Annotated in this window: 19 protein-coding genes and 1 riboswitch; of the genes, 4 read left to right on the top strand and 15 right to left on the bottom strand. The window is 48.9% G+C overall.

The annotated features are described in order from the left end of the window. Position 1 precedes the first annotated feature (1 nt). From AM1_RS12850 to AM1_RS12815, 8 genes are all read right to left on the bottom strand, one after another. Positions 2-874 carry an ABC transporter permease gene (locus AM1_RS12850; protein ID WP_012163281.1) on the bottom strand — a complete coding sequence of 291 codons (873 nt, stop codon included), beginning with the start codon at positions 872-874 and terminating at the stop codon, positions 2-4. Positions 875-961: 87 nt separating this feature from the next. Next, positions 962-1987, bottom strand: a complete 1026-nt coding sequence (locus AM1_RS12845) for an ABC transporter substrate-binding protein (protein ID WP_012163280.1) — start codon at positions 1985-1987, stop codon at positions 962-964. Positions 1988-2014: 27 nt separating this feature from the next. Beyond that, on the bottom strand, positions 2015-2713 hold the full coding sequence (gene hypB, locus AM1_RS12840; protein ID WP_012163279.1) for a hydrogenase nickel incorporation protein HypB: 699 nt from the start codon (positions 2711-2713) through the stop codon (positions 2015-2017). After that, positions 2697-3077 (bottom strand): hydrogenase maturation nickel metallochaperone HypA, encoded by a 381-nt coding sequence (gene hypA / locus AM1_RS12835; RefSeq protein ID WP_012163278.1) that lies wholly within the window; start codon positions 3075-3077, stop codon positions 2697-2699. Before hypA ends, hypB begins: the two co-directional genes overlap by 17 nt. 3 nt (positions 3078-3080) lie before the next feature. Continuing rightward, on the bottom strand, positions 3081-4277 hold the full coding sequence (locus tag AM1_RS12830) for an agmatinase family protein (protein ID WP_012163277.1): 1197 nt from the start codon (positions 4275-4277) through the stop codon (positions 3081-3083). Between the two features lie 148 nt (positions 4278-4425). Further along, positions 4426-4562: riboswitch (guanidine-I (ykkC/yxkD leader) on the bottom strand. A 157-nt stretch (positions 4563-4719) separates the two neighbouring features. Continuing rightward, positions 4720-6234, bottom strand: a complete 1515-nt coding sequence (locus AM1_RS37590) for a ligand-binding sensor domain-containing protein (protein WP_012163276.1) — start codon at positions 6232-6234, stop codon at positions 4720-4722. A 129-nt stretch (positions 6235-6363) separates the two neighbouring features. Continuing rightward, the gene (locus AM1_RS12820; RefSeq protein ID WP_012163275.1) at positions 6364-6552 is read right to left on the bottom strand and encodes a hypothetical protein; all 189 of its coding nucleotides are present in this window, start codon (positions 6550-6552) and stop codon (positions 6364-6366) included. A gap of 386 nt (positions 6553-6938) precedes the next feature. After that, a complete protein-coding gene (locus AM1_RS12815) occupies positions 6939-8708 on the bottom strand; it encodes a DUF389 domain-containing protein (RefSeq protein WP_012163274.1) in 1770 nt (589 codons plus the stop codon). 202 nt (positions 8709-8910) lie between these two features. Between AM1_RS12815 and AM1_RS12810 the strand changes: the two genes are divergently transcribed. After that, a complete protein-coding gene (locus tag AM1_RS12810) occupies positions 8911-9795 on the top strand; it encodes a DMT family transporter (protein ID WP_012163273.1) in 885 nt (294 codons plus the stop codon). A 125-nt stretch (positions 9796-9920) separates the two neighbouring features. On the opposite strand, the gene AM1_RS12805 is transcribed toward AM1_RS12810, so the two are convergent. From AM1_RS12805 to AM1_RS12795, 3 genes are all read right to left on the bottom strand, one after another. Next, the gene (locus tag AM1_RS12805) at positions 9921-10421 is read right to left on the bottom strand and encodes a photosystem I assembly protein Ycf3 (RefSeq protein WP_012163272.1); all 501 of its coding nucleotides are present in this window, start codon (positions 10419-10421) and stop codon (positions 9921-9923) included. Between the two features lie 156 nt (positions 10422-10577). After that, on the bottom strand, positions 10578-11315 hold the full coding sequence (locus AM1_RS12800) for a CPBP family intramembrane glutamic endopeptidase (protein ID WP_012163271.1): 738 nt from the start codon (positions 11313-11315) through the stop codon (positions 10578-10580). Positions 11316-11448: 133 nt separating this feature from the next. Beyond that, entirely contained in the window at positions 11449-11997 is a 549-nt protein-coding gene (locus AM1_RS12795; protein ID WP_012163270.1) for a hypothetical protein, read from the bottom strand. Positions 11998-12695: 698 nt separating this feature from the next. Between AM1_RS12795 and AM1_RS12790 the strand changes: the two genes are divergently transcribed. Next, positions 12696-13187 (top strand): hypothetical protein, encoded by a 492-nt coding sequence (locus AM1_RS12790; protein WP_012163269.1) that lies wholly within the window; start codon positions 12696-12698, stop codon positions 13185-13187. A gap of 28 nt (positions 13188-13215) precedes the next feature. Here AM1_RS12790 and AM1_RS12785 read toward each other — a convergent pair whose 3' ends face one another. The 3 genes from AM1_RS12785 to AM1_RS12775 all read right to left on the bottom strand — a co-directional run bounded on the left by AM1_RS12785 (position 13216) and on the right by AM1_RS12775 (position 20116). Further along, on the bottom strand, positions 13216-15957 hold the full coding sequence (locus tag AM1_RS12785; protein WP_012163268.1) for an AAA family ATPase: 2742 nt from the start codon (positions 15955-15957) through the stop codon (positions 13216-13218). Between the two features lie 88 nt (positions 15958-16045). Next, positions 16046-17920 carry a bifunctional serine/threonine-protein kinase/formylglycine-generating enzyme family protein gene (locus AM1_RS12780; protein ID WP_012163267.1) on the bottom strand — a complete coding sequence of 625 codons (1875 nt, stop codon included), beginning with the start codon at positions 17918-17920 and terminating at the stop codon, positions 16046-16048. Between the two features lie 303 nt (positions 17921-18223). Beyond that, positions 18224-20116 (bottom strand): bifunctional serine/threonine-protein kinase/formylglycine-generating enzyme family protein, encoded by a 1893-nt coding sequence (locus AM1_RS12775; protein WP_012163266.1) that lies wholly within the window; start codon positions 20114-20116, stop codon positions 18224-18226. 486 nt (positions 20117-20602) lie between these two features. Between AM1_RS12775 and AM1_RS12770 the strand changes: the two genes are divergently transcribed. Further along, complete coding sequence (locus tag AM1_RS12770; protein WP_041659797.1) at positions 20603-20878, top strand: hypothetical protein; 276 nt, start codon at positions 20603-20605, stop codon at positions 20876-20878. A gap of 9 nt (positions 20879-20887) precedes the next feature. After that, complete coding sequence (locus AM1_RS12765) at positions 20888-22756, top strand: NACHT domain-containing protein (protein WP_012163263.1); 1869 nt, start codon at positions 20888-20890, stop codon at positions 22754-22756. Between the two features lie 3 nt (positions 22757-22759). Here the strand turns inward: AM1_RS12765 and AM1_RS12760 are convergent, their stop codons facing one another. Continuing rightward, a complete protein-coding gene (locus tag AM1_RS12760; protein ID WP_012163262.1) occupies positions 22760-23365 on the bottom strand; it encodes a hypothetical protein in 606 nt (201 codons plus the stop codon). Between the last annotated feature and the right edge of the window lie 96 nt (positions 23366-23461).

Below are 23461 nucleotides of genomic sequence, written 5' to 3'. Positions count from 1 at the left end.
GCTATTCAATGGCCCATCGACATGTGACATGTTGTAGCCAGCGAAAAAAGAGATCCAAACTAAATCCCAGCAACCCTAGCACAATTAAGCAGACAAAAATCTTATCCACACTGTTAAAGCGTTGGGCTAGCAGAATTCGTTTACCCAGACCTTCGTCGGCTGCGACCAACTCTGCGACCACCACTAGATTCCAAGACGCCGCCATATTGACGCGGAAGGCGTCAATAATGCGAGGAATAACATAGGGAGTAATTACCTGAAGCAAGACTTGAGTCCGATTCCCGCCCAGGGTATAGGTCGTTTCAATCAGTTCTTTCGGGACAAACTTAACGGCATCCATAATCATCAGCACATTGAAGAAAATCGTACCGATAAAAATCAGGGCAATTTTCGGCTCTTCCTCTAACCCTAAGTAGATCAGTAGGAGGGGAATAAACGCTGGTGCGGGCATATATCGAACGATGCCAATGATCGGTTCACCCAGCGATCGCAAGCTGGCGAAGGCCCCCATGCCAATCCCCATTGGCACAGCCAGTATAGAGGCCAGCAAAAAGCCGCTACCCACCCGAAAACAGCTCATCAGGGTGGCTTGAAAGAGTGGGTAGGTATCCTTTTGATTGAGGGTATCGTACTGATGCCACAGATCAACAAATGCTGTCCCGACTTTACCTGGAGAGGGTAGGAAAGCAGGATTGACGTCACCATAGGTGGCCAACAACCACCAAAAGGTCAGGGGTACTGCAACAGAAAGCACCATCAACAGCCAGCTGAGGCCAGGGGGGATATCCTCAGCGATGCGCCAAAAGACTGTGGGTTGAAGTCCTTGAGTCTTCGCTGTTTTCTCATGTTGTGGTGGAACAGAATTAGCACTCATAACTCTTATGGGGTGAGCGTTCTTAGACTTCCCCCCTTCCCTATGGGGCAAAAAGGGGGGAAGTGCTGTTTGGGGCAATCCTAGATGTTAGGCTGTTTTCTCCGCATAGGCTTTTACAAAGGTGTCATTGAAAATCTTAGTGAGATCCGGTCCTTTAGGAATAAAGCCCACATCCACCATAAATTTACTCATCCGCTGAGCTGCAAAGGGCATATATTTCATATCGTCGCCGCCAGCGGAAAAGGCTTCCAAGTTGTCTTCAATGGTGAAGAATCGTGTTCCTTCCTTAAATTGCTGGAATTCTTCAACACTCACACCTGCTCGTTGCGCCATAATCTCATCCGAACGTTCAGGGTTCTTGGCCATAAAGTCTCGGATATCAAACCAAGTATCGATTAATGCTTGGACCTGGTCAGGACGCTCATCAATCAGCTTTTGACTCACCACCAGCAGATCAGGAATGGCACCGGGAAACTCTTTAGAGGAAATTAGCTCTTTGCTACCTTCACGCTTTAAAGCTGTTAACCAAAAAGGAGGGAACGCGCCCACCGCATCCGCTTGTCCGGCAGCAAAAGCGGCGGCGGCTGCATCTGTCGGTAAGTCCTTAATTTTGACATCAGAGCGTTTCATACCCTCTTCTTCTAAGGCTAAAGTCAGGAGAAAGTCGTCTACAACCCCGGCTTCAACGGCTACCGTTTTCCCTTTGAGGTCTTCAACTTTGTTGATCTCAGCCGTCACGATAATTTTATCGTTGCCAGCAGAATTGTCATTGACCAAAACCGCCACTTCTCCATTGACTGCATCGGCTGCAAAGGAAATGGTGTCGTTTAAGGTTTGACAGTTGCCATCCAATTGGCCTGCAGAAAATGCTTTCATCGATTCTAAATAGCCGTCAAACCATTTCAGCTCGACATTTGCCCCATGCTTTTTGAATAAACCTTCTTGCTCGGCAATGGCCCAGGGCCACCATCCTGCCCAGCTACTATAGCCAATCACCACAGGCTTGCCTGAAGATGAATCCGTGGTCGTCTCAGGCGATGGGCTACAACTGATCGTCAGCAGTAAACTGCAAAAAAATACTAAACATAGGGATAGAAAATTTCGTCGCTTCATAGAAATCTTTTACCTGCTTACAAACAACTAGTGACTACCGACTGCAGTCCGTTTGAGGTGGACAACCTGCTGACGAACCCACTCAAACCATTCAGAAAGTCCTGTCCCTGTTTGGGCAGACACTGGCAAAATCGTGGCATGGGGATTGAGCTGACGGACATTTTGGACAATCTGCTCAATATCAATATTTAGATAAGGAACTAAATCTATCTTGGTCACCAACAGACAATCGGCTGCTTGAAACATCACTGGATATTTCAGCGGCTTATCTTCCCCCTCTGTCACGCTGAGTAGGGCAACTTTGGCATGCTCCCCTACTTCGAATTCTGCCGGACATACAAGATTTCCGACATTCTCTACTAGCACTAAATCCAACTCTCTAGGATTGGTGCAATGCTCCAATTGGTGGATACCGCCCGCCACCATCTTGGCGTCTAGATGGCAGGACCGCCCCGTGTTAATTGCCACCACAGGGACATCGTAAGCTCGCAAGCGATCAGCATCCAGTTCTGTAGTCATGTCCCCTTCAATGACGGCCAGATTGAGGTCTGGGCTGAGAGCTGCCAGAGTTTTCTCTAACAGAACCGTTTTCCCTGCACCTGGACTGCTCATGACGTTAAAGCAGGTCACTCCCCATTCGTTAAAGTGAGCCTGGTTGTGATCGGCCCCTTCTTGATTGGCATGTAAGAGGTTAATGCCGAGGGCGGCGTCAACAGTTTGGTGCATAGGTTTGGGCTGAATCAGAACAATATTCGATGTGGTCAATTTTGAGTTCGCGGCCGGACCGGATATCTTCCATGGGGGCTCCACACGTGGGACAGGCATATTGCAAGCCCATTTCAGGAGAATATTCCTGCTGACAGGGGTGGCAAAAAGCGATTAAAGGGGTCTCCCGAATCACCAACTCTGTCCCCGCTAAGAAGGTGTCCCGAGTCTGGACTTCATAAGCGAACTGCAAACTGACAGGTTCCACACAGGTAAACCGACCCACCACCAAATGAATTTTGGTGATTTGTGGATCTTCAGGCTGGGAATCGTACCAGTCCTTGACCGTCATAATTAGGGCCTTGGTCATATCCGTTTCATGCATGGCCTAAACCCACTCAGAACCTACTGCCATATTGGCTTCAGGATGAATATAGTCTGGTGCTTTTTGCCGGGGAAGTTGCCCCGACAGCACAAGATGGGCCATGGTATCGCAAATGACCCGAGTGGCCATGAGCGAGGTCATATCGCTGATGTCATAAGGGGGTGACACTTCAACGATTTCCAAGCCGCAGACGGGGGCTTTTTGAATAATTTTGCCCAACATATAGAGAGCTTCTCGGGGCATCAGACCGCCGGGTTCTGGCCAGCCGGTACCGGGGACAAATCCAGCATCAATACAGTCAATATCAAAGCTGATATAGACGCAGTCTGTGCCGTCTAAGGCTCGTTCTAAGGCGAAGTCAACGGCAGCATCAAGTCCAATTTCAGTGATATCGGTGACGGTGAGAATATTCGTGGCTCGCTCTCGACAGACCTTGACCCCTTGTCGAGGCACTTGCCAACCGCCAATGCCTAATTGCACTAAGTTTTTAGCCGGAGCATTGGCCATGTTAGTGGCATGAAACCAAGGGCAGGTATGCATGCGCTCGTCTAAATCCGTTTCTTGGGTATCCACATGGCGATCGAAGTGGATGATACCGACTTTCTTGTCCCCTAAATGGCGGCAAACCCCTCGAACAGTGGGGAAACCAATGGAATGATCGCCCCCTAAGATGATAGGGAAAGCGCCAGAACTGAAGATATGGGCGACTCCTTTGGAAATTTGGTCAAAAGATTTCTCATTATTGGCGGGGATGGTGAAGATATCCCCAACATCGCAGAGGGTGATCTGCTCTCGTAAATCGATACCCAGCTCGAAATTATAAGGAGTATACAGGGCTGAAATCCGACGAATACCCTGGGGGCCGAAGCGCGTACCGGGACGATAAGTGGTGCCGGAGTCATGGGGAACGCCTACTACAGCAATATCGTATTCATCGACTTTACGCACATCTTCTAGGTAAGGCGCTTTGAGGAAGGTATTGATGCCCGCATAGTGGGGCAGCTCGCCTCGCGAGAAGGTGGGGATGCTCCGATCGCGAATACTAGCCGCCGCTTCTAACCCCAGTTCTAATCCCCGGTCAACTTCTTGTTGCCAGCCCGTGAGGGGCAATTGTGCTTCTTTCTCTAAAGCACGATTGGCCTCAGTGGACGAAAAATTAGGATCAGAATTGGGAGGACCAAAGGTCGAGTTTTCAGCCATAATATCGGAAAATTTAGGGTTTTTACTTTGTCACGTTAATTTCTTTCTTCATGTTGTTTCTCAGCCATTTTAGAGGAAGATGAGACGTGTCAATTTAAAATACAAAACCCGCGGAGCCAATCATTACCGAATGTACGGTAAACGTTGATTCTCCCGGGCTTTTGTCCCTCCGTGTCACTAGCTACATGTCTGTGGGTAATAGATATGTAAAAAGCTAGCTGTTTCTCTTGGACCAGTCATTTAAGACGAAATTGCGCTCAAATCGGAACCCTAGAAACAAGTATTTTGTTGAAGAATTATGACTAATTGATTAATGGGGTCTCTATACAAGAAATATCAAGTCTAGATATGAATAATTGTATTTTAGGATACAAAAAAGTGACATCCGGAAAGTGAGGGGCTTAACAAATAAGAATTATCCGACTTAAGAAGAGATTAATTCTTAGTTAAACAGGCGATAACGGTCTCGGCTCCACTGATTTCCTTGGCGACGTAATCGCACCAATTGATTCCAGCCCCCGATCCAAATATCACCCTTCTGATCGACGAAGAGGTCTCGCATATAGCGTAATGTTGAGAGGTCAATGAACGTGGGGTCGGCTTGACCTTGCGTCTGAACATACAATCCTGAGGTGTAGTGCAGGAAGTAGGTGTGCTGTTGATCGGTTGCGATCGCAGATCCCTTACCGGCAACACGGGTCATGGCTTGAAAGGTTTGGGTCTGGTCATTGAAGCGAAAAAAGCCCTGGTTAAAGTCCACCACCCACAGTTGACCGTTGGCATCTTCATAAAACGATCGCGGATCGCTACCAGGATAGGCATCAGACTGGAGCGAGATGCGTTGCTGATTGCGCCAGAGGGCTTGGAGAAAATCGATCCGCCATTGCTCGCCATTGCGTCGATAGAGCAGGTCATAGCTGTGTCCGGGACCCAACTGTGGATCGGCAGCGACTAACCGATCTTTCTTCGGATCAAACTGCCAGAGTTGTCCCCCGTGGCGGACGAGTAAGGTTCCTTGAGGACCTGGGACGAGCTGAAAACCGCTTTCCGTGGATTGAGGGCTATAGCGATAGAGCTTCCAGTTGTTGCTGTCGAAGCGCAAGAGGCGATGTTGACAGCCCACCCATAGCGCATTGGACCAGACCATCAGGGATGTACAGAGCTTCTCCGCTCGGGTTGCGGTTGCCGTCTGGGATTGTGGATCCCAAAAGACAATCCCGCCCTGAGTGGCTGTGACTATCTGATTCTGAAATTCGACAATTTTGTAGATTTGGTTGAGTTCAGGGTTAACGGACGGTTGGTTCGTCAAGAAAGCAGGTTGCTGGCAGTGGGACTCATAGCGATTGAGATACTGCATGGCCTGGGTAACGGCTTGCGATCGCAAATTCCGTTTCGCCACAGGAAATTGGTTTAACACTTGCTGTGGCTCTAGATAGATTGAGCACCAAGAGCGAGAAAAGTCGTTCTGTCCCTGGACAATCGCGCGAACAAACTGCACCGTAAAATCATCGGGTAAGGCATAAGCCGCTTGACTGATCAGCTGTAGGGGACTGGCTTTCCACAGGTCTTCAGTCGCCGTTTTAGATAAGGAAGACAGTTCAAAATAATCATCCATGGCCAGCAGATAGCCTAGGGCAAAGCGATCGGTAGGCCGCAAATGGTGAAGCTGGATCTCTTGCAGGGCCAGTCCTTGGGCTTGAGCTAAACCGGCTAGGAAACGATAGCCATTTCGTTGGCCCTTAAAATTCCAGCCCAGAGCATTAATCACCGCTGCTTTTTGGTCCGTGGGGGCATCGCTCAGCAGGAACTTTAAGACCTGGCCCTTGGCAGCTTTGGTGCGTTGGGCTAACTGGACTTCCGGCATCTCTTGATAGGCTGTGGCCAGATCGGTGGAGGTTAAGGGACTATCGGCCTGAGCTCGTTGAAGCGGCCATAGCAGCACTAGTCCCAAGCTCAAGGCTAAATATCTTCCAACTTTTTTCGATCTTTGTGATCTGGATTGTTGACAAATCTTAACTGACATGTCATATCACTCTAACGTTACTCGCATATGACCTGAATGCGACGCGCAGAGTAAAAAGAGGGGTTACAGGCTACTTAAAAGCTTGGTTAATTCGTAAATCCAACCGTAGTAGTCATCTGCCAGAGTTTGGCGGTCCTGATGAATTTGAGTCTGGATTAAAGTCACCAATTCCTGGGCGCGATCGCAATCATGCGGCTGAATTTTAGACCAATCTGGATTATGTGCAAATCGTTCTGCTAGAACAACAGACATGACTCATTTCCCCCTACGGTGTGATTCAGGATCGACACCCAACTGTGACTATCTCTGCGGGATCGTTGCACAGGGTTGCCATTCAGCATGTCAGCAATAACCCCTGCGAGCAGTGACTATAGCGGCTTGCATTTGTGATCTGGATCACGTATCTCTAGTCTTATCATGCCCAAACTCAGGCTATTTATTTCATCGATTGAAGAAAAAATGAGCCAAGCTTAGATAGGCTTGAATCTAGAGTGATGAAGTTGGGATATCAACAATTTTTCAACTATACCGTCTTTTTTGAGCATACTTTAGGTTGTTAAGACGCCTTAATTCCCTTGTCCAAAGAGTTATGGCAATAGTAATTAAGCCCTGGATGGTTCTATCTGCACCCGAAGAAACTATTGCTTCAGGTTAATTTTGAGCAGAACCGTCGGACGTTCTCCCCGTTTTAAGATGGGACCGGATCGGCTCTGAATGCGCTGGGGATTAATGCCCCAAGTTTTCGTCAAGACTGTTTGGACGGCTTTGATCCGATTCTCGTTCATTACGGGGTTTTCCAAGGTTTCAGCTCGCGCCACAATGTCCACGGACAAATTGGGCTGCTGTTGCAGAATGGTGCCCACTTGCTTCAAGGTTTGTTGACTTGCGGGAGAAATCGCTGACAGATCCAATTCAAAATTTAAGGGGGTAGGAAACGTCGGGACTCGCTCCAAAATGACTTGAGTCATGGGTGATTGGAGGCGATTGCGTAGATCTTCTCGCAGTAAAGTTTGGGCATCTTTGCCGATGTCACGATCGCTCAGATAGATAATTTTGAGAGTGAGGGGATTAATAGCACTGGTGCTGACTTCGTGGCGAAGGGGGAGAGCAGGTGTCGGTAATACCATCGTGCCCAAAGCTTTATCGACGGTTTGCAGCAAAGTGACTTGAGCCTGAGAGACACTGATGGGTGGGGTATCTGGCGTAATGGGCTCGGGGGCTACCGAGTCATCGGCGAGCCGAGCCAGCAGCTCATTGGACGCCGTTAAAATCTCAATCAACTGAATATCCAGAGAATTGACAGGGCGGTTTAATTGGCGAGCCAGGGTCTCCCTAAACTGCTGCCGATCATCTAGGGTGTAAGGCTCGCTAGTAAAGACCGTTAACTGAACGGTGAGTTTGTCCTCGATAGCGGCGGTACTCAATTGGCTGATATAGGACCGAGGTTCTCCGGTGGCCGTATTGGCAAAATTTCGCTGCCAGATTGTGGTCGCCAATCGGCGTAGAGCATTGTCTTCCTGTTTTTGGGCTAACTCTGTCTGTAAACGCAAAAAAGCTTGATTGAGGGGAATGAGTAATGCCAGAATAGGCAGCAAAATCACCACGAGGCGGCTGGGTAAGCTGCCAATTTTCTGGAGTTGATTGGTGACGGGTAGCCGCGTCAATAAATTTTGCACCCATCGACTTTCGGGATCCTCAGCATGCCATTCAATGGCTTGAGATTTCACTTCGGGCATACCGATATTGAGGGCCAAAAACACCAACATGGACATTAAGGTGATGGCGGCCAAATTGGTTAAAAACAGTAATCCACCCCCTCGGGCAATTTGAAATCCACTAATGCCGACGACATCAGAGCTGAGGCGAATTCCAATACCGTAGCCGACCACGCAGAGGGGCGGCATCAGGGCCACTGCGATGGCCACTCCGGGAATAGAGGTGACTACCCCTTTGGGTTCTTTGGCCGTGGCAATTGACCCTAACGCCCCAGAGAATAAGGCAATAAAGAGATCGAGGGCATTGGGCTGGGTCCGAGCGGCAATTTCGGGTGTCAGTTCCTTAAAAGGGATAGGGGCAATAATGAGGATGGCAAAGACAATGGCTGCCAGACAGCTCACGGCTAAATTAACGATCGCCCGGGTGCCTAAGACCAAATCACCGACGGCAAAGGCTAAACCATTGGCCAAAATGCCGCCCATAAGGGGAGAAATCAGCATTGCCCCAATAATAACGGCTGGACTATTTAAGACCAGCCCGAGGGTGGCAATGCCTGCCGAGAAGAGTACCTGTAGCCAGTAACTGATATCCCCTAAGCTGACGGAATCCAGGAGGCTGTGATAAATTTCTGCTTTACGGCGAGGACTGATCTCTAAATGATCGGCTAGCCAGTTACGAAGGTGTAGTGCCACAAATCACTCCCCAGGACATACCATTGTTAAGCCTAAGCCCTTGTTGCGCCAAAATAGATTCGCAAGAGCATAATATTTGCCAGTCTTCCCAGTTTGATGCTTAAACATACCTGAAATGCCAATATGAGCCTCCATACCCCGATGAGCCATGACCCGCTAAGATGACGAGCATTCAATTCAGCCATTCCATCGTGCCGACACCATGATCGGAGAAATTGCCGCTGTCAGTGCAGCGTTCCTATGGGCCGTGGCGTCGATGATTTATGCTACCTTAGGCCGTCGAGCCCCTGCCCTGGCCTTGAATCTAGGCAAAGGGGTAATCGCGATTGCCCTCTTGGGAATGACTATCGTTGTCCAGAGACTGGATGCGCCAGCTTTGGCCGGAAGAAGCAGCCTGTTGTTGCTTCTCAGTGGGGCGATTGGGATTGGGTTTGGCGATACGGTGTATCTAGAAGCCTTACGGTATTTGGGGGCACGACGAACGCTGCTACTCGGCACCCTAGCGCCTCCCTTGTCGGCCTGTCTGGCCCTGTGGTTTTTGCGAGAGCAGCTCTCTCCGTTTGCCTGGGTGGGAATTGCTGTCACCATTATGGGCATTGTCTGGGTGATTAGTGAGCGGGCTGCTGAAACCCATGCGGTGAAACATCAAGGTCTGGGTTTGTTCTATGCCGTCTTAGCATCTTTGGCTCAGGCCATTGGTGCGATTTTATCGCGGACGGCTTTAGACAATACAACCGTAAGTCCTCAATGGGGCGCTTTGTTGCGGTTGGCGGCTGGTGTGGTGGTTGTGGTGGTGTGGGGAGTGGTGCGGCGGCAGCTTCAGACCTGGTGGCAAGCCATGAATACTACCGATCTGCTGCTCCGACTTTTGGCGGCCTCGTTTGCGGGGACCTATTTGGGGATTTGGCTGCAGCAGCTCTCCCTCAAGTACACGGTAACCGGGATTTCTCAAACCTTGAATGCCACGAGTCCTTTATTTATCTTGCCTATGGCCGTGCTGATGGGAGAGCGCATTAGTTCCCGGGCATGGCTGGGGGCCTTTGTGGCGGTGATTGGGGTCGGACTATTATTGGCCCAGACTGGATAAGCATTTCGATATATATTGCAAGTCCTCCTAGAAATTTCTAGGGGGACGATAACGGATGCTTGTCTTTGGAGGTCAGGGTGAGGAAAAGAGGAAAGCGGTTTAAAGGACTGACCTCTTTCCTAGGGCTAGCCGACGCCGACGCGTCCCGTGGTCTTCAGCCAGTTTTGCACTTCACTATAGTTGTTAGGGGCAATTTTAATAGCCCGCTTCCAGAAGTCGGCCGCTAGGTCAAAAAAGCGTTCGGCTTCATCCAATTCAGCGGCTTCTTCAGCCTGTTCGCCCTTGTAATGGAGGATGACCCCAGTGTTATACAACGCTTGGACTAAATTGGGATTTAACTCTAACGATTGATGGTAGTAATCCAAGGCTTTTTCATGATCGCCGTTATTGGCAAAGATCAAGCCCATATTGTAGAGGATATAGCTTTTGTCGAAGGGATCTTCTTCTAAAGCCAGTGCTTCGGTATAGTTGCCCAGTGCTTTTGCATAGTTGCCATCTACCTGAGCAGCCATCCCGGACCGATAGTATTTGAAAGCATCTTTGGACTTTTGATCCGTAGGAATCACTTTCATGACGACATCGGACATTGCTGAAAAAGCTTTATCTATAAAATTGTCGCTAGGCATAATGACTTCAACCGTTGTAAGACGTAAATCAGGCGTATGTGAATATCGCGTTATTAAAGCGTTTGTACTTTAGTTTAGCAGTAGTCTTTGGGATGAATCGAGTCCCATACAGTCCCTGAGAAAAGCTTGATACGACGTTACTCTAGAGCCCTGATGCTAAGGCTGTTGCAGGCTAGTGATCAACAGGGCTAACAAATTGTTGAGACAATGCATTGAAAGAGGCACCAACAAGGATTGGGTTTTCCAGCGGGCCACCCCAAACAGCAGGCCAAAGCAAACGATTTGGCAGATGATGAGAGAGCCATACTGCACATGTAAAATAGCCCAGCCCACTGCTGTAATTAAAACGGCACCGGCTGGTCCAAGTCGAGATCTTTGCAGCCCCTGAAAGAGAAACCCTCGAAAGAGCAGTTCCTCAAACACGGGGGCAATTCCCACAATGGCAATGTAGAGCAGGATGGGGAATTGAGCGGTTTGATAGATCTGGGCAGTAAATGTTTCTTGATATTCCAAGGCCCGCAGCACCGATTCTGACAGCACCATTAGGGCCAGTAAGAGGCCGTGCCAGATCAACCAGTCAGTCCAGCGGGGGTTGCGCAGGGCAAGGTACTGCTTAACGGTGAAGGCCGGACGGATTTTCAACAGGGCGACAATCAGGCCGCTAGCCACAATCCCTGAAATGAGGGTAGCTAAGGACAGGGCCAAGCCATTGGTTTCGATGGCCGCTAGAGCGATGTCTGGGGTAAGGCTAGGATCCGTCACCAACTGTACGATGACGAAGAAGAGTGCGATCGCAGTACTGATACTGAAAAAAACGACCAAAACCAAGATCGTTAATCCTACGGTTTCTCGGGCATTCCAAGGTTGAGTAGGAGCAGAATTCGACGGTTTCACAAGCGCTTTTTGCCAGAAAGCATCGTCCTCACTTTAGCGTGGTGGGCGTTGCTGAGCTGGAGGTAATCGCCCAGGAGGTCTGATGGAGTGCAGCAGAGGGCTAGCCCTGGGCGATCTGATATAGCAACTGTCATTAAGCCGCTTGGGGCTGGTCCACGGGAGTAGCAGGCTGCTCTTCTGGATGGAGGCTATACCAAGCAGTTTGCGTCCAAACTTGATAGTCGTCGCTGTTTTCAGTGGGCGTGACCTTGAGGCGATAAGGAGCAGCAATGGCAATGCTGTCATTATCTTGGGAATGAATCCAGCTGGCGACCCAATGGGCCATTTCTACAATCTCTTCGGGTAATACCGTGAGGTTGAGGCTCCAATCTGCGTTGAGGCTCAATCCCGTTTTTTTATGAACGCTCTTGGTATTGGTGAAGACACCACTAGCCGGGTTAATGGTCACCTGCAAGGTTAGGGGACGATCGGGGAAGAGGGCATCGGGAGCAGTATGGGCCTGAACGCTGAGATAGTTAAAGCGTTGATGATCATCGACCCAAGATGAGATCGCAGCGAGAGATGGGCTAAAAATGAGGGAGTTGTCTTTGGTAACAGACACGTCCCGTTTCATAGCCGTTGCAAATTGGGCGTAGAAGGTTTCTCGAAGTTGAACCAGGATTTGTTTGGCTTCTGGAGTCATGGGGTGTACCCTCCTCAAAAGATAGAGAACGAAACGGATGTAAGCAGAATTACAGCGGACTTACTGTTGTCGATACCACCTGACTGAAGGTTAAATCCACGAAGAATCTAACTCACAAGGTTATATTCTTCTTTTGCCCATCTCTGTGCTGTAACGTACATCAAGTCTTTTCATGATCCGGATCACAAGGGCGATCAAGCAGGGCTCAAAGTGGTAATCAGCCTTGAGACAGAAGGATTTCTTAGCAGATTGATGGCTAGAAAATAGGCCAAGATTTGAGTTTACAACCTGATACATTTGGCTTGCCCTTCCTCTTTTTAGTGGGGCGTTGAAGTGAGAACAAAAAGTAGAACAACCGTATATATACGGAAGTCTCATCAGATTTTTGTATCCCTCACAGGTTCTGCTCATCTGGCCTCGATAGGCTCAGTGTATCCACCATTGTGAGGTCTATGAAGAAACTGCCACAGTATAGATAAGCAATTACACGGAGTTGACTGCGCCCTCGATTTTCTTCCCCCATCCAGCCTCTCAGATTTTATTTAGTAACCAAAAAATGAGGAATAAAAAGATGCAGGATTAAGGGTGATTTTGATCACACACATGATTGATTTAAAGCACGGTTTAGACACAACAAGATCACGGTTTTTCCTAGGTTTTTAACTGAAGATTAAACAAGTGGTAGTGAGACTTTAAAAATGAAAAGATTTCCCCAAGCTTCAATCCTCTCTGGTTCTCTGAAAACTGTATTAGCGGTCAGCAGTGCCCTGGTGTTAGGAAGCACTGGTATCGCGGTTGCAGAACCTACAAATATTGCAGCCTCTGGCTCTGCGGCTCCCCTTGCCGATGGTACGTATCTCTATGGCGATACGGATCAGGCCAATCAAATCGGCCACGGCTATGTTGTGTTCAAAAAGCAAGGCCAGACAGTCACAGGTGCATTTTTCTATCCCCAATCCGAGTTCAGTTGTTTTACGGGCACGGCTAAGAATCAGCGCTTGGAAGTGTTGTCCTTAGGTTCACCCTATGAAAATGCTCTGGAAGTTGAAGTCCCCCTGACTAAAATGCATCATATTAAATCCGTGGGTGACACTGAACAGAACAGTCTAAGCATGTGTCAGCAAGAAGTGGCGGCCTACCAAAAACAGCAGCAAATTGCGGCACCTGTGACCCAATGGACGACCCCTTAAAGGAGTGAGAGCCTCTGAGCCTGAAGCTTTAACTGGCTCGCTCGACCCGAATAATATTTTCTGTAACGCTCTCAAAGGTGTCATCATGGCTAATTACAAATAGCTGATGAAAGGATTTGAGATGCCCTAAGGCTTCGGCCAACTGCCGACGACGCAGTTCATCCATGTTCGTGGTGGGCTCGTCGAAAAACGCAATATTGATATCCACTAGGACTTTCAGTAAGGCTAATCGCACCGCTAGCGCCGCACACATTTGCTCACCACCAGACAGGCTCTTGAAGGTACGCCAGTGGCCCTGTTCTTGTACCTGGATTTCATAATCTTCAGTCCACTGTAAAGCCACGTCTGGTCGATCTAGCAGTTCTCGATACAACCGATCGGCTTCCCAAGAAATTTCCGTGAGATAGAATTTGGTGATCCGGGGACCGCTTTGCTTATAGATATTGCGAGCGTCCGTGACAAACTGTGAGATTTGGCGCTTGCTGTCTAGGGTGATTAGGATTTGATCACGCTCTTGGGCAAGGGCTTGCTTAGCTTGCAGTTGTTGGTCTAAATATTGAAGCTGTGCCTGTTGCGGTGCCAACCCACCCTGAAGTTGATCATGCTGGCGCTGCAGTTGTTCATAGGTTTGACTTAATTCTGCTAAACGCTCCGGTTTATGGACGTGCAGCTTCTCCTGCCATTGGGCTTGAGCTGCTGTGAGCTGAGTTTGAAGCTGAGCTTGGGTTGCCATTGCCCCTCGGCGTTGCTGATCCAGTTCTTTAAACGTATTAGCCTGATTTCGATGGCGTAAATAGAGCTGATAGACCTCCTGATGCTCCTGCTGGATCTGCTGTTGGGCATCGACTTGGGCCTCCAGATCTCCCAAGGCTTTGATCTGGGTATCAACGGTGGTGAGGGACTGTTCATGCCGTTGACAAGCCTGTTGGAGACGGGCAATTTCGGCTTCTAGTTGGGCAGCCTCTTGCAACTGTTTGGTTAGGATGCTGACATGGCCCTGGGGGTTGTTTAGCTCTGTGAGCTGGGTGTTGAGCTGTTTGAGCTGGCTTTGGAGTTGGGGTTCTTGGTTGAGGGAGACTTGGATGCGATCGCACTCCTGCTGCCAGGACTCCATCCCTTGATCCAGCTCTGTCAGCTGCTGCTGCTTGGCCTCTAACATCAGCCACTGGGTCTGGGCTTTTTGGGCGGCTTTGAGTTGGGTTTTAATCTGTTGAAGCTGTTGCTTGAGCTTGGTAACCGCCTGCGGATCAATAATGTCGGCAAACGCCGTTTGTAGCTGCTGAATAATTTGGTGGGTGAGGGCCGCCCCCTGGTCTAGGAGAGTGGAGAGTTGGGTAGTTTGGGCTTGGGTGAGAGATAGGCTCTTGAGGAGCGCTTTGGCTTTGCCGACTTGTTGTTGGTATTGCTGCTGTTGGGGTTCAGCTTCGGTGATTAAGGTCTGTAATTCTGTGGCAAATTGCTGGGCGGCGGCAATCCGTCCCAGTCGTTCTTGAATCTGCTGCTGCTGAGTTTCAAAGTTCGGAATGGCTTGAACTTGGGGCTCTAGGGTGACCAGTTGGCTAATAGTCTGGCTGAGGGTTTCCCGATGCTGCTGCTGTTTGTGGCGCAGTTCTTGCAGTCGTTGCAGCTGCTGTTGTTCTGAGACCAGGGTTTGTAGAGCTTGCTGGCAGGTAGTCTTTTCTTGTTCGAGGTGCTGTTGCTGGGGAACTTTGGTTTGCCAGTCCTGGAGTTCTGTTTCCATTTTGGCGAAGGTGGAAAGCTGGCCTTGGTTTTGGGAGAGCAAGACTTGCTGATCCCGCAGGGTAGTTTGGATGCGATCGCGTTCTTGCAACAGTTGCTGTCGTTGCTTCTGCTGCTGAGCGAGGTCTTTGAGGGACTCTTGGGCTGTTTGATAGGCCTGAAATTGGGGCCGATGCTGACGGCAAATCTGAACGGCTTGATCGGCCTGCTGCCAATTCTCTTCTAAGAGCTGGAGAATTTCCTGTTTACTGGTCCATTGGGTTTGGAGATGCTGAACCTGTTTTTCTAGGGTTTGGATGGCCTGGTCTTTGGCCTTTAAATATTGGAGTTCCGTCTGCATCTCGGCCAACTGCTGGGCCAGGGTTTGCATCTGGGCCTGCTGTTGAGTCAAGGTGTTGGCCAGCTCTAGCTTCTGTTGTTTCAGTGCTTCCCAGCCTTCGAGTTGCTGGTCATAGCTCTGTAATTGCTGTTCTAGCTGTTGGACTTGGGCCTGGGCATAGCTGGTTAATTTTTGGGCCTGATCGTAGGCCTGTTTATACTCTTCCACCTTGAGGATGGGATCGAATACCTTTTTGCGATCGCCCGCCGATTTGAGGAAATCTACTGTAAAGGTGCCCTGGGGAATGCCAATGGTTTCCGCAAAGAGTTTGGCGAGTTCCGTATGGACCCCCACCCCCAAGTGCTCACAGAGCCAGCAGCGAACATCATCCAGTTTTTTCAGTTCTAGCTTGCGGTTGAGTTGGGGGTCGTGAACCTCATAGCCACGGCTGGTACAGCGACGCACCTCATAGATCCGCCCATCCAAGTGGGAGATAAAGCTGACCATGGCCTGGGCACTTTTAGCCCCGACGCTAATCAGTTCGGCTCGTTTATATTCACTGTGATCGAATAGAACCCAGGCAATGGCTTCCAGGATGCTAGTCTTCCCTGATCCATTTTCACCGCAAATGGCATTGGCCCCCGGTCGGAATTCATAGTAGCGATCGCGATGGGCCTTAAAGTTTTTCAGCGTAACGGAGAGAACTTCCATCCGGCAGGATGTTGCACCTCATGAAAATGAGCATTCCCATCATTATTGCGGTTTTTTTACGCTCTGACTTGAAGACTGTGGGCAGCGCTTATGGGCTGGCGGGTTTAGCTATGGTGCAAGCCACCCGAAAACCAATGTGATTGCTTTGTTCAGAGGCCGCTTCCCAAATGCGGGAGGCGGAACGACAGCTCGCCGCTTGAGTGTTCCAGGCTCCTCCCCGGAGCACGCAGGCAAAAAAGTATTGATCTTGCCAAACGCTGCCGTCAACTGGAGCATTGCCATAGTTGCCATGCCAATGATCGGCACACCATTCCCAGACATTGCCATGCATATCCGATAACCCATACGGATTCGCTGGGAACTTGCCGACTTGGGTGGTTTGTTGACGAAAACTCCCCGTTGATCCAGCTCCATAGGTTGCCGTGCCATCATAATTGGCCAGTTCTGTGTTCAGGGTTTCGCCAAAGGCAAACGGTGTGTTGCTGGCGGCGCGGCAGGCATATTCCCAGGCAGATTCACTAGGGAGATGATAGTCCTTGCCGGTGAGCTGGGAAAGTCGGTTACAGAATTCGACGACATCGAACCAAGAGACGCTTTCGACGGGGCGATTGTCTCCCGTAAAGTGGGACGGAGAATCATCCAGTTCGCGCTTGACGGCGGGTAAGGCGGCGACTAACCGCCATTGCGCTTGAGTGATCGGATAGCGGCTTAAATAAAACTCCGGAATGGACACAATATGCTGGGGACTCTCGGTCTGTTGTCTATGCTGCTCGCTAGGGGGCGAGCCCATGGAAAAGCGGCCTGCTGGAATATGCACCATCTCCAGCTTGACGTCCTTACCGATATCTTCAGTCATGTAGCTAATCGGATGAAATTGGCGACTCACCACTTGGCCATTGGCATCGACTTGGGCAACTTCCGCCTGGAAGGAAGGGGTAGAAGACTTGGGTTTAGACTGCAGTGTGGTTTGCTGGGCAGGGGCTTTGGGCTGAGATCTGACCTGCGGGGCTGTCTGGCCAGCGGCCTGAGCGACTCGAACGGCTGGTGCTTGAGGGAGGGGGCGAGTGGTTCCTTTGGCTAAGCCCCGTACTTCTCTGAGCACTTCTAATGCGGATGTATATCGCTCCGCTAGATCTGTCTTTAATAACTTCTCTAGCACTGGCTTTAATTCAGCACTTAACGGCTGGGGAAGATGCTGTTGCCAATGTTCGACCCATACGGCCCCGCCCTGAATCGGTAAAGCGTGGGGTGCAACGCCTGTGAGCAGATGGACGCAGGTTGCCCCGAGGCTATAGAGATCGCTGCCGGGACGGGCTTTGTCGACGGCAAAGACTTCGGGTGGTGCGTAGCTGGTATTCTCGCGAACGTTATCGGTTTGTTGTAACCGAGATAAATTGATTTGTTTGGAGACACAAAACCCCACCAAAATCAGCTTGTTGTCCGAATGCTGACGCATGATGTGAGCGGGTTTTAGATCCCGATGAATCACCCCTTGATCATGAATGGTCTGTAAGACGGGTAATAGCTCTAGCAACAAGGCCCGAACTTGATTTTCACTGAAGGGACCTTGATTTTCAATGACTTGTTGCAGGTCTTGGCCGTCGATAAATTCCTGGACCAAATAGGGAATATAATTTTCTTCGAAGTACGCTAAAATGCTGGGGATATGCTGGTTTTTTTTCAGCCGTCTAAGTTGTTCTGCCTCTTGTAAAAATGGTTCAACAACCGTCTGGCTGGCATCCGTTCCCTGGGCTTGACAAATGAGCTGTTTGACAATGCAGGGTTCTTGCAAATTATCTCGATCTTCTGCAAGATACGTATTGCCAAACATACCTTTACCCAGCAGACGAACCATCTTGAATCGCCGTCTTAACAGCGTTAGTTTAGCACCACACTGTTGACAATATTTACTGGTGTCCGGGTTGAGGGGTTTCTCACACTTGGGATTGAGACAACAAACCATTGCTTAGATATTCATAGGAATCAATTGAAAAGAATCACTCAGCACACTGAAATAGCTTATTGTTCAAGTCTTACTTTGATAGTGTTATCCAATAATCACTTGAAATATTGAAGCTACCATGTTTTGAAACATTAGTCTGCTAGAGAAATTGAGGCACTCACAGAACTCAATTAAACCCCCTATTTCTGTTACTAATACCTTACTGTATCGATAGTGAGTATTGGCATAAACCCATTGAGCGAGGGTTGGTAACCATCGTTCTGGCGATTTTTTCCCAGCACAAACCCCCCGTAAATTTGGGGCTTAGGGGGACAGAACTGGACTGACGACACGCAAGCCTAAATTACTGCTCTTAAAGTCGGCATCTGCAAAGGTTCGATAGGCAGCACGACAGCTTGCGGGCGCATCATACCAAGATCCTCCTCGCCAAGGATGAGGAGCATTGTCTGCAATGACATTCTCCTGGGCGAACCAGATGCTGCCATCTACAGGAGCGTCTTGATAGCTGGGATGCCAATGATCGGCACACCATTCCCAGACATTGCCGTGCATATCGTAGAGACCAAAGGCATTGGGGCGAAAACTGCCTACAGGAGTTGTCTGATTGCGATACTGCCCTCTGGGGGCTGACCGATAGGTTTTCATGCCATGCAAGTTGGCATGATCGGAGGTGAGATTTTCGCCACAGTGAAAGGGGGCTGTGGTGTTGGCTCGGCAGGCATATTCCCACTCTGCTTCGCTAGGGAGGCGGTAGAGTCGATTGAGTTTACGGGTGAGTCGGTCGCAAAACTCGACAGCATCTAGCCAGGAAATTCCTTCAACAGGGCGGTCTTCTCCCTTGAACTGGGAAGGATCTGGGAGAAGATCTTGGTTGACGGCGGGGAGTGCCGCGATGGCTTGCCATTGCGCTTGCGTGATCAGAAATTGCCCCATATGAAACGCGGGGACTGTGACTGGATGCTGAGGACCTTCAAATCTTTGTCTGGATATTTCTGTGAGGGGTGAACCCATGAGAAAACTCCCTGCTGGAATAGCAACCATGTTTAGGGACAGTCCATTGTCTAATTCCTCGATATAACGTTGAGCACTCAGGGTTTGGATAGACTGAATTTGACCGAGGAGATCGAGGGTTGCTACTTCAAATTGTGTGGTTTCTAAGGGGGAGGATAGGGGGTGTGCGACGGGTGGTGCTGGGGGATCGGGTTCAAATAAGACGGCAGTATGGTCGGCTGTGTTAGCAAGCTCAAGTTTGTTGGTTTGATGGATAAAGGGGCTGTTGGTAGCGACGTCTACTGTTGTTGGGGAGGTGGGTGATTGTTCCAAATCCTTGAGAACTTCTTCAACAGAGGTGTAGCGATTTTCGAGTCTAATTTGTAGCAGCGTATCAATAATTGAGATGAGTTGAGGGCTGAGGGGTTGTGAAAGGTGTTTCTGCCAGTTTTGGGTCCAAGAGTATCCAATTTGCAGTTGAAGTGACCGTGGATCATGGCCTGTCAAGAAATGAAAACAGGTCACCCCTAGGCTGTATAAATCACTAGCAGGATAAGTACGTCCATCGTTTAATTGCTCAAAGGCGGCATAGCCTTCGCTGCCTAAAACAGTGCCGACGGTTTCTTGAGTATTGACCTGCTTGGTCACCCCAAAGTCAATCAGGAAATAACGATCGTCGGCGGAGCGATGCATGATGTTATGGGGTTTCAGATCGCGGTGAATGACGCCTTGGGTATGGATATAGTCCAAAACGGGCAGAATGCTGGAGAGAAAGTGCCTTAGTTTGGTTTCGTTATAGATCCCTTCACGTTTCAATTCTTGAAAAAGATTATGACCCTCAATAAATTCTTGGACGAGATATTGACGGCCTCCTTCATGGAAGTAGGCGAGCAGGTTGGGAATTTGCGGATGGGTGCCGAGTTGAAAGAGCTGTTGGGCTTCTTGGGTAAACAGGTCTTGGACTTTTTGCTGGGCTCCTGGGCTATCCGGGCTTTGGTAGGTTAGTTGTTTAACGACGCAGGTTTCGTTAAATCGCTCAAGATCTTCGGCTAAATAGGTAATGCCAAACCCACCTTGCCCTAGGGGTTTGATGATGTGATATCGATGGCGCAATATGCCGATCAGGGGTTGGCCACAGTTCTGGCAGGTTTCATGGCCATCCAGATTCTGGGGATGGGTGCAAGTGGGGTTCAGACAATGGAGCATAGACGTTTTTTGGACGGGAAATCCTCAGACGGCTCCAGATTTCACTAGGGTGGCTGTCTGAATCAAAGGTGCCAACTTTACATCGCTTTATATCTAGAATGCCCGGTTCTAAGGGGGAGTCGTCTTGGCTTGGTGGATCTATGTTGATTAGCCAATGGTATGAAGGGGTGAGGTCAGGACATGGAGCTTGATAACTTTGCCCAGATATTAAAGATGAGAGCGTCGGGCGCACGAGACAGGGTACCAACCGGGGTTTGAATGAGTAAGTGGGAGTAGGTTTTGCCTTCAGTCTCATTTATAGTCGTTGATAACTGCTTATTTATGCTCATAAAATTTGATGACTTTCCTCACATTACTTAGTAATTCTATTCTTCCGGCGGCCATAACACCTCTTTTTACGGTGTTTATTCCAGTGGTGATGGGCTGGATATTAGGATTTATCCCGGCTGAACAAAAAAAGCCAAGTGGGGAACATCGCTGAAACTGGTGGTCGAATCGGCAGCGTTTGCTTTTGTTTTTAGTAAATCACCGAAGGGCCCTGATACGGAGTCGATTGGTCCACTCTACGTCGTTGTACTGGTGGGGCTATCGGGCATGATGGTGGCGGATATAGTCCAGATGCTGACAACGACTGAATTAGATGAAGCCCGGTGGCAAGACAATCGCAAAGGTTTGATGGATAAGGTGCGGGTTACATGGATTGATGGGGGGTTGAAAAAATCTCTGAAGGAGCAGACTCGGATCTCGGTGAGATTGGAGTAGAGGCCTAAGATGGTGGGGGTGAAATGGCCAAGCGAGGGAGAAGAGCAACAGTTGTTGCCCCCTGGTACGTGCTTACTGGATCGATTCGCCAATTTAGGCAGTGGGGGAACGTTGCTGGTGCTGGGAAAACCGGGTGCCGGGAAAACGACGTTGCTGTTGGAGCTAGCGCAAGATTTATTGAAAGCGACTGATTTTCGAGAACTAAAACAACCGATACCGATTGTGTTGAATTTGTCGGCTTGGGGCAGTCAGCGGTTCCCTGCAGATGGAACGCTAGTCTTTACCAAGTGGCTGCTGGAAGAGCTATGGCAGCAATATCTAGTTCGCATAGAAGTGGGGAAAACTTGGCTGAGGCAAGAGAAATGGACCTTGCTGTTAGACGGTTTGGATGAAGTCAAACCCCAATATCGTGATGCTTGTGTAGACGCATTAAATCAGTTTCGGCAAAAATTTGGCAATATCGAAATCGTGCTGTGCTGCCGAATTGCTGACTATAAAGCACTGAACACAAGATTAAAAGGGTTTCAAGCAGCGGTGTATGTTCAACCTTTAAAAGACAAGCAGGTGAATGAGTATTTACAACAGGGAGGGGAAGCACTCGTTGGTTTAAAAAAGGCCAATTCTTCAAAGGTCAATTCTTCGCTGCGGGATTTAACCAATACGCCGCTTTTTCTGAGGATTTTGACTTTGGCCTATTGCAATCGCTCACCTCAGGAGTTACTTCATTTAGATAAAGACCAGAAATTAAGCCTCCTGTTTGAACGCTATATTGAACGAATGTTTGCTCAGCGACCTTTGTCTTCTGAGAAAGAACAGCAACAAATGTTGCGCTGGCTCCGAGGAATAGCCAAGAAAATGGGGACCGATAAAGAATTTTTGATTGAGCGAATGCAACCCAAAGATTGGTTAAAAACAGCAAGAGACAAATATCTTTATGGGCTGATTTATGGGCTAATTTCAGGATTGATTTTTGGGCTAATTTTAGGGCTAATTGGAGGACTGATTTATGAGCTGACTGGAGATGTGATAAGAGGAGAGATTTTCGATTTGATTTGCGATTCGACTATCGATGCGACTTGCAATTCGAATTTTAAGCCGATTTTTGAGCTGATTAGAGGGCTTAGATGGCTACCCGAAGGGCTAATTTCTGGGCTAATTTTAGGGCTAATTTACGGGCTGATTGGAGGACTGATTGGAGGACTGATTGGAGGGCAAAAACCTATTGTTCTTGTAGAAGCTTTAAAAATTTCAATGTCCCGAACAACGGGACGAGACATTTTGGCGTCGTTGAGAAGAGAGCTAACTTATGGACTAAATAGAGGGCTAATTGTTGGGCTAATTGTTGGGCTAATTTTTGGGCTAATTGTTGGGCTAACTAGAGGGCTAATTGGAGGGCTGATTTTCGGACTGATTGGAGGGCTGATTTTCGGACTGATTTTTGGGCTAATTTTAGGGCTGATTGGAGGCTTAAAAGTCGATATTATAAAGCGGACTTTCCCAAATCAAGGTATTTGGGAATCTCTCAAAACTATGGTGATCACGGTTACAATATCGATTTTTTTTACGATTATTATTTATTTTTTCTTGAAAAATATTTTGCTTTCGTCCTTAGACCCAAATTTAGTGAAACGCGTTATTCGATTAGTCATAGGGTTACCAATCATGGGAGCTTTTCTTGCAGGAGGAGGACTAACCTCTATTCAGCACTTTGCGATGCGTTTAGTCCTTTACCACACTAAGCAAATCCCCTGGAATTTTGTCACCTTTTTTCAGCAAGCGGAAGATCGCCTTTTTATCTACCGCACAGGTGGTAGCTACGTCTTCGTTCACCGCTACCTCCAAGAACATTTTGCCAACCTATCCTTCGACGAAACCTAACCCTCAAGCATTCCGCGCCCGACAAAATAAATTTGGAAGCTGTCGCCGCAAAAACGTATAGCCAAAGGTAAACCAGTAAAAGATATTGACCAACACCACCAACCCTTGGCCCCAAATATTACCCAAAATCGGAAATGTCAACACAGAAGTCCCCAACACCAGCAGCATCTCCACAAACGCTACTTGCCGACCATAATGCTTTGGGTCCCAATAAGACAGGGGACTAATCAGCCGATATTGACTCAACGGCAGAAAATGCTTATGAGCATCGTCATTATGAACCGGCAAATCTCCCAAAGAGTGGAGAATCATACTGATAAAAAACAACGCCGCAGGCATCCACCCCAGTTGCCAACAGCCCCACGCCGCCAGCCCTGCCAATGGAATGGAATGGCATAAATCGATGCAAGCTTGCCAGAAAGGATGATAGTAAGCTTCCGTCCAGATTTGGCCTTCTGGTAATTTCCGAATCCCCTTCACCCAGGCATAAAACACAAACATGGGTAGATCTGGGGCAATGGCTCCTGCCGTCACCGCCAACACCGCTGGCTGCTCCGTCACATTCATCAGCAGAGCAAGGTTGATAATCGTGTGGCTAGGCGTGTTCACGGGGTTTTTTCAAGTAATTCAGTATGACTCAAGATAACACTCGGTGAGTTGACGCTTCACAGCCCCTGATGAAAACGTGGGTCAAAGTTTACTTCT

Source organism: Acaryochloris marina MBIC11017, from assembly GCF_000018105.1.
Lineage (GTDB): Bacteria > Cyanobacteriota > Cyanobacteriia > Thermosynechococcales > Thermosynechococcaceae > Acaryochloris > Acaryochloris marina.
This window is presented reverse-complemented; position numbering and strand designations above follow the sequence as displayed.